General features: G+C 47.5%; 17 protein-coding genes and 1 tRNA gene. 15 read left to right on the forward strand and 3 right to left on the reverse strand.

Annotated features, from left to right (window positions below; all coding sequences use genetic code 11):
* Positions 1-127 precede the first annotated feature (127 nt).
* The 7 genes from mnmG (at position 128) to E1757_RS23335 (ending at position 7,484) form a co-directional block, all read left to right on the forward strand.
* On the forward strand, positions 128-2,017 hold the full coding sequence (gene mnmG, locus E1757_RS23305; protein ID WP_133232640.1) for a tRNA uridine-5-carboxymethylaminomethyl(34) synthesis enzyme MnmG: 1,890 nt from the start codon (positions 128-130) through the stop codon (positions 2,015-2,017).
* Positions 2,017-2,742 carry a 16S rRNA (guanine(527)-N(7))-methyltransferase RsmG gene (rsmG, locus tag E1757_RS23310; protein WP_133232642.1) on the forward strand — a complete coding sequence of 242 codons (726 nt, stop codon included), beginning with the start codon at positions 2,017-2,019 and terminating at the stop codon, positions 2,740-2,742. The genes mnmG and rsmG overlap by 1 nt, the downstream gene beginning before the upstream one ends.
* 344 nt (positions 2,743-3,086) lie before the next feature.
* Entirely contained in the window at positions 3,087-3,902 is an 816-nt protein-coding gene (noc, locus tag E1757_RS23315) for a nucleoid occlusion protein (RefSeq protein ID WP_133232644.1), read from the forward strand.
* A 160-nt stretch (positions 3,903-4,062) separates the two neighbouring features.
* On the forward strand, positions 4,063-4,821 hold the full coding sequence (locus E1757_RS23320; protein WP_133232646.1) for a ParA family protein: 759 nt from the start codon (positions 4,063-4,065) through the stop codon (positions 4,819-4,821).
* Positions 4,818-5,675: a ParB/RepB/Spo0J family partition protein gene (locus E1757_RS23325; protein ID WP_133232648.1), complete on the forward strand. Its 858-nt coding sequence runs from the start codon at positions 4,818-4,820 to the stop codon at positions 5,673-5,675. The genes E1757_RS23320 and E1757_RS23325 overlap by 4 nt, the downstream gene beginning before the upstream one ends.
* Before the next feature lie 114 nt (positions 5,676-5,789).
* Positions 5,790-6,944, forward strand: a complete 1,155-nt coding sequence (locus E1757_RS23330) for an aminotransferase class V-fold PLP-dependent enzyme (RefSeq protein WP_133232650.1) — start codon at positions 5,790-5,792, stop codon at positions 6,942-6,944.
* 45 nt (positions 6,945-6,989) lie between these two features.
* Positions 6,990-7,484, forward strand: coding sequence for a DUF4446 family protein (locus tag E1757_RS23335; RefSeq protein WP_133232652.1), 495 nt, complete (start codon positions 6,990-6,992; stop codon positions 7,482-7,484).
* On the opposite strand, the gene yyaC is transcribed toward E1757_RS23335, so the two are convergent.
* Positions 7,456-8,073 (reverse strand): spore protease YyaC, encoded by a 618-nt coding sequence (gene yyaC, locus E1757_RS23340; RefSeq protein WP_133232654.1) that lies wholly within the window; start codon positions 8,071-8,073, stop codon positions 7,456-7,458. The genes E1757_RS23335 and yyaC overlap by 29 nt on opposite strands.
* A 115-nt stretch (positions 8,074-8,188) precedes the next feature.
* Between yyaC and E1757_RS23345 the strand changes: the two genes are divergently transcribed.
* From E1757_RS23345 to E1757_RS23360, 4 genes are all read left to right on the forward strand, one after another.
* Positions 8,189-8,422 carry a putative Se/S carrier protein gene (locus E1757_RS23345; protein ID WP_181956686.1) on the forward strand — a complete coding sequence of 78 codons (234 nt, stop codon included), beginning with the start codon at positions 8,189-8,191 and terminating at the stop codon, positions 8,420-8,422.
* A 29-nt stretch (positions 8,423-8,451) separates the two neighbouring features.
* Positions 8,452-9,294 carry a mechanosensitive ion channel family protein gene (locus E1757_RS23350; RefSeq protein WP_246079453.1) on the forward strand — a complete coding sequence of 281 codons (843 nt, stop codon included), beginning with the start codon at positions 8,452-8,454 and terminating at the stop codon, positions 9,292-9,294.
* 35 nt (positions 9,295-9,329) lie between these two features.
* Complete coding sequence (locus E1757_RS23355) at positions 9,330-9,548, forward strand: DUF951 domain-containing protein (RefSeq protein ID WP_133232660.1); 219 nt, start codon at positions 9,330-9,332, stop codon at positions 9,546-9,548.
* A 65-nt stretch (positions 9,549-9,613) separates the two neighbouring features.
* Positions 9,614-9,704: transfer RNA gene (locus E1757_RS23360), tRNA-Ser, on the forward strand.
* 326 nt (positions 9,705-10,030) lie between these two features.
* Here E1757_RS23360 and E1757_RS23365 read toward each other — a convergent pair.
* Both E1757_RS23365 and E1757_RS23370 read right to left on the reverse strand, forming a co-directional pair.
* On the reverse strand, positions 10,031-10,282 hold the full coding sequence (locus tag E1757_RS23365) for a hypothetical protein (RefSeq protein WP_133232662.1): 252 nt from the start codon (positions 10,280-10,282) through the stop codon (positions 10,031-10,033).
* Between the two features lie 83 nt (positions 10,283-10,365).
* On the reverse strand, positions 10,366-10,545 hold the full coding sequence (locus E1757_RS23370) for a YjzC family protein (protein WP_133232664.1): 180 nt from the start codon (positions 10,543-10,545) through the stop codon (positions 10,366-10,368).
* Positions 10,546-10,952: 407 nt separating this feature from the next.
* On the opposite strand from E1757_RS23370, the gene rpsF reads away from it, so the two are divergent.
* The 4 genes from rpsF to E1757_RS23390 all read left to right on the forward strand — a co-directional run bounded on the left by rpsF (position 10,953) and on the right by E1757_RS23390 (position 14,968).
* Positions 10,953-11,237, forward strand: a complete 285-nt coding sequence (gene rpsF / locus E1757_RS23375) for a 30S ribosomal protein S6 (RefSeq protein WP_133232666.1) — start codon at positions 10,953-10,955, stop codon at positions 11,235-11,237.
* A 42-nt stretch (positions 11,238-11,279) separates the two neighbouring features.
* A complete protein-coding gene (gene ssb / locus E1757_RS23380; protein WP_133232668.1) occupies positions 11,280-11,741 on the forward strand; it encodes a single-stranded DNA-binding protein in 462 nt (153 codons plus the stop codon).
* Positions 11,742-11,763: 22 nt separating this feature from the next.
* Positions 11,764-12,051, forward strand: coding sequence for a 30S ribosomal protein S18 (rpsR, locus tag E1757_RS23385; RefSeq protein WP_133232670.1), 288 nt, complete (start codon positions 11,764-11,766; stop codon positions 12,049-12,051).
* A gap of 340 nt (positions 12,052-12,391) precedes the next feature.
* A complete protein-coding gene (locus E1757_RS23390; RefSeq protein WP_342774591.1) occupies positions 12,392-14,968 on the forward strand; it encodes an Ig-like domain-containing protein in 2,577 nt (858 codons plus the stop codon).
* The last annotated feature ends 157 nt before the right edge of the window (positions 14,969-15,125 follow it).

Here is a 15,125-nt window from a genome sequence, read left to right on the forward strand (position 1 = left end):
AACGGCTTCGCCGTCCTTCAGGAACGAGCGCGTTTGTCAGGGTTGAGCGAAGCTAAGTATAAAATCTTATACTTTATATTCAACTAAGTAAGCTTTGCTTAAGCAAAGCTCTAAGGAGGTTGTTACGATGAGTTATATGGCAGGACATTACGATGTCATTGTCGTCGGCGCGGGCCATGCCGGCTGTGAATCGGCGCTGGCCGCTGCACGTATGGGCTGCGAAACGCTGATGATTACTATCAATTTGGATATGGTTGCATTTATGCCATGCAATCCGTCGATCGGCGGTCCGGCGAAGGGCCATGTTGTTCGCGAGATCGATGCGCTCGGCGGCGAGATGGGGAAAAATATCGATAAAACGTATATTCAGATGCGGATGCTGAACACCGGCAAAGGACCTGCGGTTCACGCGCTGCGGGCGCAGGCCGACAAGTTTCTGTACCAGCACATGATGAAGCAAACGATGGAAAAAGAACCGAAGCTTACGCTTCGTCAAGGGCTTGTGGAAGAGCTGATCGTTGAAGACGGCACGATCAAAGGCGTGATCACGAAAACCGGCGCCCAATATTTTGCCAAAGCGGTTGTGGTTACGACCGGCACGTATTTGCGCGGCAAAATCATTATGGGCGAACTGATGTACGAAAGCGGTCCTAACAATCAGCAGCCGGCTGTCAAATTATCACAGTCGCTGCGCGATGTCGGCCTTGAATTGGTCCGCTTTAAAACGGGAACGCCGCCGCGCGTTCATAAAGATACGATTGATTTCAGCAAGACGGTTATTCAACCGGGAGATGAAAAGCCGAAGTTTTTCTCTTACGAAACGACGGAGGAAGTGCCTGATCAGCTGCCGTGCTGGTTAACTTACACATCCGAGCAGACCCATCAAATTATTAACGACAATTTGCACCGCGCTCCGATGTTTTCGGGAGCTATCGAGGGAACCGGTCCGCGTTATTGTCCGTCCATCGAAGATAAAATTGTCCGTTTTAGCGATAAGCCGAAGCATCAAATCTTTTTGGAGCCGGAAGGCCGCCATACATCGGAATATTATGTTCAAGGGCTCTCGACCAGTATGCCGGAGGATGTGCAGCTGAGCATTTTACGTTCTGTTCCGGGCTTGGAAAACGTGGAAATGATGCGTACCGGCTATGCGATCGAATACGATGCGGTGGTGCCGACACAGCTTAAGCCGTCTTTGGAAACGAAGGTGGTGGACGGCCTGTTCACTGCAGGTCAAATTAACGGTACATCCGGCTATGAGGAAGCTGCCGGTCAAGGCATTATGGCCGGCATTAATGCAGCCCGAAAGGTGCTCGGCAAAGAGCCGGTCGTACTGGACCGGTCCGAGGGTTACATTGGCGTCCTGATCGATGACCTGGTCACCAAAGGGACGAATGAGCCATATCGCTTGCTCACTTCCCGCGCCGAATACCGGCTGCTGTTAAGACATGACAATGCCGATCTTCGCTTGACGCCTATCGGCTACGAAATCGGATTGATTAAAGAAGAGCGGTTCCAACGCTTTACGGAGAAATACCGGTTGGTTGACGAGGAAATCGAACGGTTGAAAACAACGAAAGTGAAACCGACTGACGCTCAGGAGATGCTTGCTTCATTAGGCAGCGCCGAAATCAGCAACTCGGTTGATTTGCTTTCGCTGTTGCGCCGTCCGGAAGTCACTTATGAGCATATATATGCGATCTCGCCGGCGCCTTACGAGCTCTCCGAGGAAATGAAGGAGCAGATCGAGATTCAAGTCAAATATTCCGGCTATATCGAGAAGCAGTTGGCACAGGTGGAGCGTCTGCGTAAAATGGAGAAAAAGAAAATTCCGGACGATATCATCTACGAGCATATTCACGGCATCGCTATGGAAGCCAAACAGAAGCTGGCAAAAATACGTCCGATTTCGATCGGGCAAGCTTCCCGCATTTCCGGTGTAACGCCTGCGGATATTTCGATACTGCTCGTTCACCTGGAACATTACAACAAAGTTCTCGCGGCCAGAGGTTCTTAATGGATGCCATACAAATACAATTTGCCGATCAACTAAAACGGTATCGGATCGAACTGACAGAACGGCAGCTCCAACAGTATGAGATATATTACAAAGAGCTGGTTGTCTGGAACGAGAAGATGAATTTGACCGGAATTACGGAAAGAGAGCAAGTCTACATGAAGCATTTTTATGACTCGCTCTCCGTTTCTTTTTTTATTCCGATGCATGAGAAGAATAGCATTGCCGACATTGGTTCGGGCGCGGGTTTTCCCAGTATTCCGCTTAAAATTGCATTTCCGCAGCTGCAAGTAACAATAGTGGACTCCTTAAACAAGCGGATTCAGTTTTTGAGTTATTTATCGTCCGCCTTAGGACTGACCGATGTCGCTTGTATTCATGGCAGGGCGGAAGACATTGCACGTATACCGCAGCATCGCGATCGTTACGAGGTTGTCACAGCGAGAGCTGTCGCCAAGCTTGCTGTACTTAACGAATTTTGCCTTCCTTTTGCGGCTGTTCGAGGTTGTTTTATTGCGATGAAAGGCAGTGACGTAAGCGAAGAACTAAATGAGGCCGGCTACAGTATGAAGGAATTGAAAGGCAAGCTTGTACATACGCATAAGTTTGAGCTGCCCGATGAGGAGCATTCTACCAGACATGTCATCATCATTGAAAAAACGGCGCAGACACCGAACAAATATCCTCGAAAGGCTGGAATTCCGCTTAAGCTGCCGCTTTTATAATGTTTCACGTGGAACAATAGCAGGCATTTTTTAAAATATACGAATTCAGTGTTGTTTATCGAGGACTGTACAACCAGCATCAATTAACCGAATTTAAAATTCACTGAAAGAGCGTCATTCCGAGATTTTGCCACTAGGTCGCTCGTCCGATGCTGGACGTCGGCGGCTTATTTTCATCTGCCAACTCTATGAAAATTATTCATAGAAAACATGGGTGTTTTCATACAATAATTCACTTTTACGACAAGTTTCTAGCAGGATATCGTATGCTTTTGGAGAATTTATAGTAGAGGGTCGCAACAAGGCTTTTATTATTTATGGCACAAGATCGGGTGATAAAATTAATGAAAGAGCAGATCTCAAAATTGTTTGGATTTTCGGAAAAATCATCGACGGATGAAGTGAAAAACATTTCGATCCATGATATCGTCCCGAGTCCATATCAGCCAAGAACGATTTTTGATGATGAGCGAATTGATGAACTGTGTCAAACCATTAAAACACATGGCGTCATACAGCCGATCGTGGTCCGAATCAGGAACAATACGTATGAGTTAATCGCGGGAGAACGCAGATGGAGAGCCGTTAAAAAGCTGGGCTTGGATACGATTCCGGCGATTGTTCGAGATTTTAACGATTCTCAAGCCGCATCTATTGCTCTTATAGAAAATTTACAGCGAGAAGGCTTGACCGCGATTGAAGAGGCAATTGCTTATCAGCAACTGATCGATTTACATAATTTAACACAAGAAAGTCTGGCACAGCGGCTCGGAAAGAGTCAATCCACGATAGCGAATAAAATTCGACTGCTTCACTTGAGCGAGCCTGTAAAGCTGGCGCTAATGGAAAGGAAAATAACCGAAAGACACGCACGGGCACTGCTTTCCTTGGATCAGGAAGAGCTGCAGATTAAAGTGTTGGAAGACGTCATAGCCAAAGAGTTAAACGTAAAGCAGACGGAAGCCAGGATTCAATTTTTGAAGGAAACGGTTAAAAATAAAAAGTCGAAGCGCGTATCTTTCTCTAAAGACGTTCGGTTGGCGCTAAACACAATCAGGCAGTCAGTCGAATTGGTAACCTCGTCGGGCTTGCAAATCAATACGCATGAACAGGATCACGAAGACCACTATGAAATTGTTATTAAGATACCAAAAAGGTAAAAAATATAGTATGATAGACTGTACAACATTATCAAAAATGACTAGATGAAGGCTCCGTAACGAGGAGCTTTTCTTTGACCCTTCCCGCGTATAATGGAGCGTGCGAGAGCAGATATAATGGTTTTGGCATTTTATTAGTATTTTATTGAGGTGAAAGCTTTTGTCTAAGATTATCGCAATAACTAATCAAAAGGGTGGTGTTGGTAAAACAACAACGTCCGTAAACCTGGGAGCCTCTTTGGCTTCGTTAGGCAAGAAGGTTCTTTTGGTTGACATTGACCCTCAAGGCAATACGACCAGTGGGATCGGTGTTAATAAGGCGGATGTTGTTTATTGCATTTATGACGTCATTATTAACGATATTCATCCTAAAGATGCTATGGTCGAGACGGCTATTCCCAATTTGAAAATTATTCCTGCTACCATTCAATTGGCCGGCGCCGAGATTGAGTTGGTCCAGACGATTTCCCGTGAAGTCCGGCTTAAAAAGTCACTGCAGCTGGTTAAGCATTTGTTTGATTATATTCTTATCGATTGTCCGCCATCGTTAGGGATTCTCACCGTGAATTCATTAACGGCTGCGGATTCGGTCATTATTCCTATCCAGTGCGAGTATTATGCGTTGGAAGGGTTAAGCCAGCTTTTAAACACGGTTCGCTTGGTGCAAAAGCATTTGAATACGACCTTGCAAATCGAAGGCGTCCTGTTGACGATGTTTGATGCGAGAACGAATCTGGGTATGAACGTCATAGAAGAGGTCAAAAAATATTTCCAGCAAAAAGTTTATCAGACTATTATTCCGCGAAATGTAAGGCTAAGTGAGGCGCCGAGCCATGGTCAATCGATCATAACCTATGATCCGAGATCTAAAGGGGCTGAAGTATATATGGAGCTCGCGAAGGAAGTGATCGCACTTTGAGTAAACGATTAGGCAAAGGTTTGGACGCATTATTGCCGGCACTAAGCATCGGCGATGACGATAAGATTGTAGAAATTCCACTATCTCAACTGAGACCGAATCCGTACCAGCCAAGACGGACGTTTCATGACGAATCGATTAATGAATTGGCTGCCTCAATTAAGGAACACGGAATCATTCAACCGATTATTGTAAGAAGCGTATTAAAAGGTTATGAAATCATTGCCGGAGAGCGCCGGTTTAGAGCCTCTCAGGTGTGCGGACTGGCAACGATTACCGCCGTCGTCAAGAAGTTCAGCGACCAGCAGGTTATGGAAATTGCCTTGATTGAGAATTTGCAGCGGGAAGATTTGAATGCTCTGGAAATTGCAATTGCTTACCAGGCGTTGATCGATCAGTTTTCGTTGACGCAAGAAGAATTGTCTTTGAAGGTCGGCAAGAGCAGATCGCATATTGCGAACTTTTTGAGATTGCTTCAGCTTCCCGAGGATGTAAAGCAATATGTTTCACGTGGAACATTATCGATGGGACATGCCAAGGCGATTATCGGCTTGAAGGATACGAAAACGATTAAATCGTTGGCTGAGCAAGCGATAAAAGAGCAATGGAGCGTTCGCGAGCTGGAGGAGGAAGTGAAGCGGCTGGAAGAAAAGGTGGACTCCAAGAAAGCCGTATCGACAAAGACAAAGCGAAAAGACCCGTACATTAATGAACTGGAAGAAAGCTTGAGGGAAATGTATCGGACAACCGTTAAAATCAAGCATAACAATAATAAAGGGAAAATTGAACTGCTTTATTACTCCAAGGATGATTTGGATCGATTGCTCGAGCTTCTCCAAGGAAAAATATCTTAAAAGTAAGCTGCTAGAGTGGTGGAATGGACTAAACGATGTAGCATACCTTATTAATGCCTTGTTGGACGGGCAGACTAGGTATGCTACTTTTTGTGAAAGAGGAGGATGGATAAGATGAATATAGCCTACTTGGATCACGCTGCATCGTCTTGGCCGAAACCGCCCGAAGTGCTTCAGGCCATGCAGGAAAATCTGCTCTTGAACGGATCGAATCCGGGACGGGGGAGTCACCAAATGGCCGTTCAGGCCAGCCGCGTTCTGTTTGAGACCCGAAAAAGCTTGGCCAAATTATTTAAAGTAAAAAATCCGAACGACATTTCGTTCGCGCTGAATACAACGATGGCTTTGAACCAAGCAATTTTCGGATTTGTGAAGGAAGGGGACCACGTTGTTTGTACGGCTGTGGAGCATAATTCCGTTCGCAGGCCGTTGGAGCTGCTGAAAAGAACAAAAGGGGTTGCCGTTACCTATGTGAAGACGAATGCCAAAGGCGAGTTAACGGTCAACGATGTAAGAGATGCGCTTACGGAAAAAACAAGTCTGGTGGTATGCAGCCATGGTTCCAATATGCTGGGGAGCATATTGCCTGTGGAGCAGCTGGGCGAATTGTGCAAATCCAATGGAGTAAAGCTGTTGGTGGATGCAGCTCAAACAGCCGGGACGCTGGAGCTGGATGTTGCCCGTATGGGGATCGATATGCTTGCTTTTCCAGGGCATAAAAGCTTGCTTGGACCCCAAGGTACGGGAGGGCTATATATAGCGCCGGAGCTTGATTTGGTGCCTTTGCTGCATGGAGGGACGGGGAGTCAGTCGGAAGCCATCGAGCAGCCTGCGGTTCGGCCGGATCGTTACGAGTCAGGCACGCAAAATACGGTTGGTATTGCCGGGCTGAATGAAGGCGTGAAATTTGTACTGAAGGAAACCGTCGAGCGAATTCATGCAAAAGAATGGAAGCAAACGCAGACGCTGATTGAAGCGTTGATGGGAATTCAAGGTATATCTGTACTGGGACCGGATTTGGGGCAAAATAGAACCGGCATCGTCTCATTTACAATGAATCAGACCGATTCGTCGGAAATTTCATTTATATTGGATCAATCTTTTCAAATCGCGGTCAGGGCCGGATATCACTGCTCGCCGCTCGCGCATGAAAGCGCAGGTACGCTGGAAAAGGGAGCGGTTCGGGCTAGCGTCGGGTATTTTACGACGGATGAAGAAATTGAACGCTTAATTAGCGCAGTCAAAGAAATTGCTCAGTATATGAAATGACAAGTCAATCGGATACATAAAATAGAAAAACAGGGGGAGACGGTTGTGGGAGAGTTGCTGGACCTGTTGGACATCCGGGTGCTTCTTATCGTTTTAATAGCGGTGATGGTTTTGTTTTTTATTGTAATGATGGTTTTATGGGGGAAGTTGAACAGACTTAGAAAGACGTATTTGAAAATGATGAACGGCGATGGCGCGTTAAAGGTAGAGGATGTGCTGATCGATCTGCAGGAAAAAGTGGCGGCCGCCCAGGGCAGCTCGGACGAAGTGATGCGCCAAATCGAAGCAGTCTTGAAGCAAATGAGAAAAATGAAGTCCAATCTAAGCGTATACCGCTACAATGCTTTCGCAGAGAGCGGTAGCGACCTGAGCTTTTCCATTGTAATTGCCGACGACGAGATGGATGGCGTTGTGCTGTCCGGAATTCATAATCGCGATGAGACTTACGTCTATGCGAAGCCTTTGACGCAAGGACAGTCTTCGTACTCATTATCGCCGGAGGAGAAGGAAGCTATCCATCGATGCGAGCATAAGAAGTAGCGGCGGCGAATCGTTTAATATGGCTTAGCGCCACATAAAACGATTTGGCGATAACTTCGGACATGCTCATGACCAGGCTTAAACGGGTGTTTTGCAGCACGAAGTATTCCATGAATCCGCCGACGTTGACGATTCCGGTAATATGCATATTGCCTACCGGGGGCAGCTCTTTATTTACGCCGGCTCCCGGTTTCACCGGTCCATTGCCGACTTGAATGCAGCCTACGCTGGTCAATTGCCCCAAGCAGGCATCAATTGCAATGATATAAGGGTTGTTGTAATGGGAATGGATGGCATCCAGCGTCTCTTTTAAATTCATGGCATGAACCGGTTGGTCCAGCGTGCCGTACAGGTGGATGCCGTCGATGCTGTATTTTTTCAACTGAGTGCCGACGAGAGGGCCCAGGGAGTCGCCCGTTGAACGGTCGGTCCCTACACAGATGATGATAACAGGCTGCTGTGGCGGGATTTGTCCCAAAATCGAGAACAGCTTGTCGGATAAAACCTCGATAATATTCGTTTCGGTATGAAGAATTTTCAAATTTTCGATTTCTTTTGGCGCCGCGTCTCTATGAAACGAAATTTTCATATAATAGCCCCCTATGGCAGGAGTATAAAAACATTTTTACTAGTATACGGAAGACCGGCACAATTTATACGTAGAAATGCAAAAAATAGAAGAGGGGGAGAGAGTCGTGCTGCTTATGGCTTTTGATTCCACACAGCAGGCATTGAGGGCGGAAATGCTGTTGGAATACGCGGAGATTGAAAATGATATGTGTCCTACACCGAAACAAATTACAGCCGGCTGCGCGCTTTCGCTTGAATTTCCGCAGGAGGAGTATGAACGCGTAAAGCAAATTATTGCGGAGGAACGGGTCGAGATCCGCGGTATTTTCTTCAAAAAAGGCGATCAATATGTTAACATGGAGGCATAAGCTTACTTATTATGGAGGTTAAAAGTTTGGTGGCAAGCTGGGATGAGATGCGTAATAAGTTCATCGATTATATATCGGATCCTGTGGTATGGACGGGACTTCTCATTGGTTTGATCAAAATATTGTTCATTTATATTGCCGGTAAAGTCGTTATGAAGGTCGCCAATAAAGCATTGGAGCATATGCTCAGCGCGAAACTTAAAAGCCCGGTAAAGTTCGATGCGAGAAGGACACAGACAATCGGCAGGCTGTTAGGCAATATTACGACCTATGTAGTCAATTTCATCGTCATTCTTATGATTCTTAACCAGTTTGGAATCCGCCTGGAGCCCTTATTGGCAGGAGCCGGCGTCGTCGGACTGGCTATCGGATTCGGGGCGCAAAGCTTGGTCAAAGACGTGATCACCGGTTTTTTCATAATATTCGAGGATCAATTCGCGGTCGGCGATATTGTGCAAATCGGCGCTTATAAAGGAACTGTAGAGGAAATCGGCTTAAGGGTGACTAAAATCACGAGCTGGACCGGAGAGGTTCATTTTATTCCTAACGGTACAATCACGCAGGTAACGAACTTTTCGCTGCATAATTCTATTGCGGTTGTGGACATTGCCATCGCTTATGCATCGGATATGGATAAAGCACTCGAGGTGCTCAAACAAACGGTATTGAAAAATTATGAAAGCAATGTCAATATGGTATCAGAGCCCCAAGTGCTTGGAATCCAGACGCTTACCGCTTCGGAGATTACGCTCCGGACGACGGTCGAGTGCAAGCCGAACATGCAGGCTTTGGTCGCCAGAGAGCTTTATGCGGAATTAAAAAAAGCTTTTGATGCGGCGAGCATTGCGAATATAGCCGGCAAATCCGTCTAAGCATCCATGGCAATGAAAAAGGTGGAGAGGGAGAAATGGAACGAAAACAGTATCAATTGGGCGATATTGTACAGATGAAGAAGCCCCATCCTTGCGGGAGCAATGAGATGGAAATTATCCGCCTTGGCATGGACATTCGCATTAAATGCGTCGGCTGCAAGCATAGCGTATTGGTACCGAGAGCGAAGTTTGAAAGCAAGCTGAAAAAGGTGCTGCGGTCCAATTCAAGCGCGCCGGAACAGGGCGAACAATAGCTTTAAAAAAAGGTTGCAATCCTACGTGGACCTGTGCTATATTAGTTCTTGTCCCTTTTTAGTGCGGAAAGGTACCCAAGAGGCCCAAGGGGGCTGACTCGAAATCAGCTAGGCGTGTCACAGCGTGCGTGGGTTCGAATCCCACCCTTTCCGCCATCCATAGCAAATAACCCAACGACCCGGAAGCGGGTCGTTTTTTAATGCGATGGGCGAGTCTGGACGGTGGGAGAGAACCGGAGGTTCGTCGGAGCATGGACATCGGGAGCAAAGGCTGCGCAGTCGGCCCAGCAGGGCCGCATCCCACCCTTTCCGCCATCCATAGCAAATAACCCAACGACCCGGAAGCGGGTCGTTTTTTAATGCGATGGGCGAGTCTGGACGGTGGGAGAGAACCTGAGGTTCGTCGGAGTTTATATTTATAACTTGAAGCGCCTCCTTTCAAGAGCGTAGAGGAGGCGCTGGACGGGAGCTGCGTCATTGGCTTAGTAGGACCTGGATCTTCGGCGTACCGTGAAACGGTCGATAACATAGCCGATAAGAGCCCAGGACAATATGGTAAGGGTATACAGCAGCGCGGCGTTGACATTCGTATAGCTGACGAAGGGAAAGAACCAGGCCGGGACGCTCAACCCGTAAAAAATAAGGTAGATCGGTTCGGAGTCATGTCCGATATAATGCATGAGGCATAAAGCGGCGCCAATCGCCGTGCAAAACAGGGTGGAAGTATAACGCATCGTATTCTTCTCCTTTTTTAATGATAGAGGACTCCCTCTCAAAACCTTAATGAGACAGACTGAGGCTCAAGAGGGAGATTCGCCTAATATTTACGTTTCCATTTACGGTTATGGTTGGATGTATCCGGGAAGGTCTCGCCCTTTTTTAACGAAATGATTTTAGGATTGTTAATGCCCATATGAAAGGCATTCTCCCCAGCCTCCATGTACTCGCCATCATTCGGAGCTTTGTCGCCCGGTCTAAATTGACTCCATTCGCCCATGGTATAAATCACCTCCTAATATGAAGCGTAATGTTAGTTTTCCCCAAGCGGTGGTTTGCATGAGTCCGAAACTTTGCCAATGATTTGAAGCGAACTACTAAAAAAACTAGGAGGCTGTCGATGAACTGCGGAAACCGGCAAATGATATGACTCGAAGCTCAAACATGCCTTGATTTGATCAGGTTTTTCGCAGTCAAGCCAATAAAAAGCTCGCCTTGAACATACTTCAGGCTATTAACCCTATTCATCGACAGCTTTCCTGGTCCCTGCACAAAAAACTTGTCATTAGGCTACGGTTTTGCTATAGTATTATGGTGCGAGTTTTGATAACCAAGTATTACTCGCTCCTTGCTCCGTTCGGCATCAGCCGTGCAGTGGAGCCGCTTAGTCCAAAAGGAGGTGAAACCATGCGCAAATATGAGATCATGTACATTATTCGTCCGGACATTGAACAGGAGGCTGTTCAAGCTACGGTAGAAAAATTTCAAAACATCATCAACAACGGTGGAGAAATTACGAAGCATGATGTGATGGGTAAGCGCCGTCTTGCGTATGAGATCAACAAGTTACGCGATGGCCATTACGTGTTAGTTCATTTCAATGCTAACAACGAGGTTATTAGCGAGCTTGACCGTGTAATGAAGATTTCCGACGAAATCATTCGTTACCTGATCGTTAAAGATGTAGCTTAAGGCATCCATATGCCGTAATTGACATGCTGGGAGGGTTTAAGGTTGCTAAATCGTGTGATTCTGATTGGAAGGCTTACTCGTGACCCTGAATTGCGCTATACTCCGTCAGGCGTTGCCGTGACGACGTTCACACTGGCTGTCGATCGTCCTTTTGTGAATCAGCAGCGTGAGCGGGAAGCGGACTTTATCAATATTGTGACATGGCGTCAGCTTGCTGAAACATGTGCCAATTATTTGCGTAAAGGCCGGTTAGCTGCGGTGGAAGGCAGAATTCAAGTGCGTAACTACGATAATAATGAGGGTCGCCGCGTATATGTGACAGAAGTTATTGCCGACAACGTACGTTTCTTGGAGTCGCCGAACAGCGGCGGTGCAAGCCGTGAAGAAGGCATGGGTGGCGGCGGAGGCCAGCAACGAAATAACAACGGACCACGAGACAATCAGGATCCGTTCCAGGATGACGGCAGACCGATTGACATCTCCGATGATGATTTGCCATTCTAACGTAGAAAGGACTGAATAAACGATGGGATTCCAAAGAAGAGACAACAACAGCGAAGACCGCGGCGAACGCAAGTTTGGCGGCCGTAAAGGCGGCAAAGGCGGCAAGCGTCGTAAAGTTTGTTACTTCACTGTGAATAAAATCACTCACATTGATTATAAAGACATCGAAACGCTGAAGAAGTTTATCAGCGAGCGCGGCAAGATTCTTCCCCGCCGTGTAACAGGAACTTCGGCTAAATATCAGCGTGCTCTGACGATTGCAATCAAACGCGCTCGTCAAATCGCGTTGCTGCCATACACAACGGAATAAGCTCGTTTGGCGAAGCCAGCGGTCGGCCTGAAAAGGTCGGCCGCTGTTTTTTTGGGTTGAATAGAAAGTATAAGTTTCTCATACTTGGCTTCGCACAACCTTGCCAAACGCGCTCGACACTTAAGGACGGCGAAGCCGTTAATACTTGTTGCACGTTTAAATGGGCAACGAATCCGTAAATTCTTGTTTTTTCTACATAATACGCCATGAAAAAAGAACAAATTGTTAAAAGTATAACTTTTTACGATGAATTAACCGATATTGTAAAAGTAGACTGTCTATCAGGCCAAAGTGAGGAGAGACGAAAAGATTTCGCAACGGAGGTAGGAGTATGTTTAGAATGACCCGAACGCTGTTATTATTTTTGGTACTTATGTTAGCAATGAGCAGCTTTGCCGGCAGCGCACTGGCGGCCGATGAAATTTCAAGTCTGGTATTGAACAAGAATGAAATCTCTTTGGAAGTCGGAGCGACGACCAATTTGACCGCTACGGCTGTGTTTGCATCCGGCTCGACCGAGAATGTGACGGTGAAAACAGATTGGAATTCCGGAGCGGCGGATATCGCAACCGTGTATGCGGGAGCTGTAACCGGGAAGAAGGAAGGTACGGTCGTCATTACGGCGACTTATTTGGGGAAGACGGTTATCGTCAATGCGACGGTAACGAAACGCGTAAAAACGATGACGAAAGACAAGCAGACGGTCGATCTGAGACTGGGTCAAACGGACAACGTCAGCCTCACCGCTTATTATGACGACGGGATGACGGAGAATGTGACCAATAAGGCCGACTGGGCTATAGATAACAATGCGGTTGCAACGGTAACCAACGGGCTGATTACCGGTCTTGGCGCAGGCAGCGCGATCATCACGGCCAAGTACAACAATCAGACGCTGTCACTGCCGGTGAATGTCGAAATCGTCAAACGGATTGATCCGGAAAAATCGCAGGTATCGTTACTTCTGAAAGGCTCGGAAAAAATCAAGCTGATGGCCACCTATCCGGATGGAACCGTCGCCGATGTAGCTGAGCAGGCGGAGTGGGTTTCCGATAAGGGGACGGTCGCCGACGTGCTGAAAGGAACGATCACCGGTTATGGACCGGGGCAAGCAACCTTGACGGCAACCTACGGAACGAAGACGGCAACGGTCAAGGTTGATGTCGATAATGCCATCAAGCTTGACGTCGACAAGCAAAACCTGTTAATGAAAAAGAACGCAACGGAACAATTGAAACTGACGGCAACGTATGCGAGCGGCGATCCCGAGGATATTACCGACCGCGCAGAATGGTCATCCAGCGATGAAAATATCGTCAATGTCATTAAAGGGAAGCTGACTGCGAACAATATCGGCGAAGTCACCATTACCGCCAAATACGGGGAAAAGTCGGTTAAAACGATCGTCGATGTCGATGTACCGAGACGATTGGAATTGAGCAAGGAAACCTATTCATTGAAGGTTGGCGCCGATGAACAGCTGAAGCTGGAAGCTACGTATGCGGACGGTACGAAGGGAGATGTGACGGACCGCGCTGAATGGTCGGTCGATAACGATGTCATCGCCTTTGTCACGAAAGGAAAGCTGACCGCCTACAAATCGGGCGAGACGAAGGTTACGGCCGCTTACGGCGGGAAAAGCGTCTCTGCCAAAGTACAGATCGATATACCGGCGACATTGAAGCTGAGCAAAAAAACGGTTAATTTCCAGATAGGAAGCGCTGAGCAAGTCAATTTGTTCGCCGTTTATCCGGACGGCCGCGAGGAAGACGTTACCCATATAGCCGAATGGACTTCCAGCCCCGCGGATACGGCATCTGTAAATGCCGGTTATATTACAGGTATTGCTACGGGCGCCGCTTCGATCACAGCCAAATACGGCACCAGAACGGCAACGGTCAAAGTCTCGGTCGGCGTCATCGACAGCCTTACCGCGGGGACGACCAGCCTTGTTTTAAAGAAGGGCGAGACGAAACAGCTTGCCGTAACCGCCAAATATACGGATGGGACGACCAAGGAGTTTACCTCCGAAGCCGAATGGACGAGCTCCAATACGAAAACGGCCACTGTGGACGACGGGAAAATTACCGCGGTTGCATCCGGCGAAGCGGTAGTCACGGCAGTTGTGGAGAGCAAGTCGATCACGTTTAAAATTCAGGTCGATATGGCGGAGAAATTATCCGCAAACGTTCCTTATTTGATTTTCGATCTGGGCGAAGCAAGGCAAATTATATTGTCGGCAACCGATTTGTCGGACGCGCCGAAGGATGTTACGAATGAGGCGGAATGGAAGACAAGCAATCCGCTTGTCGCTCAAGTTTCCAACTCCGGGGTTGTTACGCCGGTCACGCGCGGCAAAACGACGATTACGGCGACTTACGGCGGCAAAAGCATTACCATCCCCGTTGAAATCGGCGTCGTTCAGAAGCTGGAGGCCGATCAACGTTTTATTACGATCAAGAACGGACAGTCCGTGCAGGTTCAGCTGACGGCAACGCTGTCCGACGGCAGTACCACCGATGTGACGAATGATGCGACCTGGAAAACGTCCAATTACAAAATTGCCGACGTCGCAAACGGCTTATTAACGGCCAATGCTCCCGGAAAAGTATCGCTATCGGCTAATTTCGGCGGCAAGACCGTCACCATCGCGGTTGAAATCGGGGTACTGAAATATTTGAAAACGAATGTCGTCAAGGTGGAATTGAAAGAAGGCGAAGAAGCGGAGCTCAAAGCTACGGCCACCTATGCGGACGGCATTGATGAGGATGTCACCAAACCGGGAATGTGGACGAGCTCCAACATCATGATCGCCGACGTAAAAGACGGAATCGTCAGAGCTACCGGAAAAGGCACCGCCAGAATTACCGTTGGCTTTTCCAATTTGAAGACAACCGTTGTTGTAACTGTAAAATAAAATGCAGCAATGAAGACAGCCGGACATGCGCCGGTTGTCTTTTTTTGGACGGAGCGTCACAAATGGAAACAACATGCGGTTAGGCAGGGGGTGAAGTCTACGCTTCATTTTGATAAAATAAAAGGATGTGCGGTCTTATATCCTCAATACCGATCAT

Origin of the sequence: Paenibacillus piri (genome assembly GCF_004354045.1) — a bacterium.
Lineage (GTDB): Bacteria > Bacillota > Bacilli > Paenibacillales > NBRC-103111 > Paenibacillus_S > Paenibacillus_S piri.

Bases quoted from the DNA above. Each gene is read 5' to 3' on its own strand.
- E1757_RS23345 (WP_181956686.1), top strand. From the start codon at position 8,189: ATGGCTTTTGATTCCACACAGCAGGCATTGAGGGCGGAAATGCTGTTG.
- E1757_RS23355 (WP_133232660.1), top strand. From the start codon at position 9,330: ATGGAACGAAAACAGTATCAATTGGGCGATATTGTACAGATGAAGAAG.
- rpsR (WP_133232670.1), top strand. From the start codon at position 11,764: ATGGGATTCCAAAGAAGAGACAACAACAGCGAAGACCGCGGCGAACGC.
- E1757_RS23365 (WP_133232662.1), bottom strand. From the start codon at position 10,282: ATGCGTTATACTTCCACCCTGTTTTGCACGGCGATTGGCGCCGCTTTA.
- yyaC (WP_133232654.1), bottom strand. From the start codon at position 8,073: ATGAAAATTTCGTTTCATAGAGACGCGGCGCCAAAAGAAATCGAAAAT.
- rsmG (WP_133232642.1), top strand. From the start codon at position 2,017: ATGGATGCCATACAAATACAATTTGCCGATCAACTAAAACGGTATCGG.
- E1757_RS23330 (WP_133232650.1), top strand. From the start codon at position 5,790: ATGAATATAGCCTACTTGGATCACGCTGCATCGTCTTGGCCGAAACCG.
- E1757_RS23390 (WP_342774591.1), top strand. From the start codon at position 12,392: ATGACCCGAACGCTGTTATTATTTTTGGTACTTATGTTAGCAATGAGC.
- rpsF (WP_133232666.1), top strand. From the start codon at position 10,953: ATGCGCAAATATGAGATCATGTACATTATTCGTCCGGACATTGAACAG.
- noc (WP_133232644.1), top strand. From the start codon at position 3,087: ATGAAAGAGCAGATCTCAAAATTGTTTGGATTTTCGGAAAAATCATCG.
- E1757_RS23370 (WP_133232664.1), bottom strand. From the start codon at position 10,545: ATGGGCGAATGGAGTCAATTTAGACCGGGCGACAAAGCTCCGAATGAT.
- mnmG (WP_133232640.1), top strand. From the start codon at position 128: ATGAGTTATATGGCAGGACATTACGATGTCATTGTCGTCGGCGCGGGC.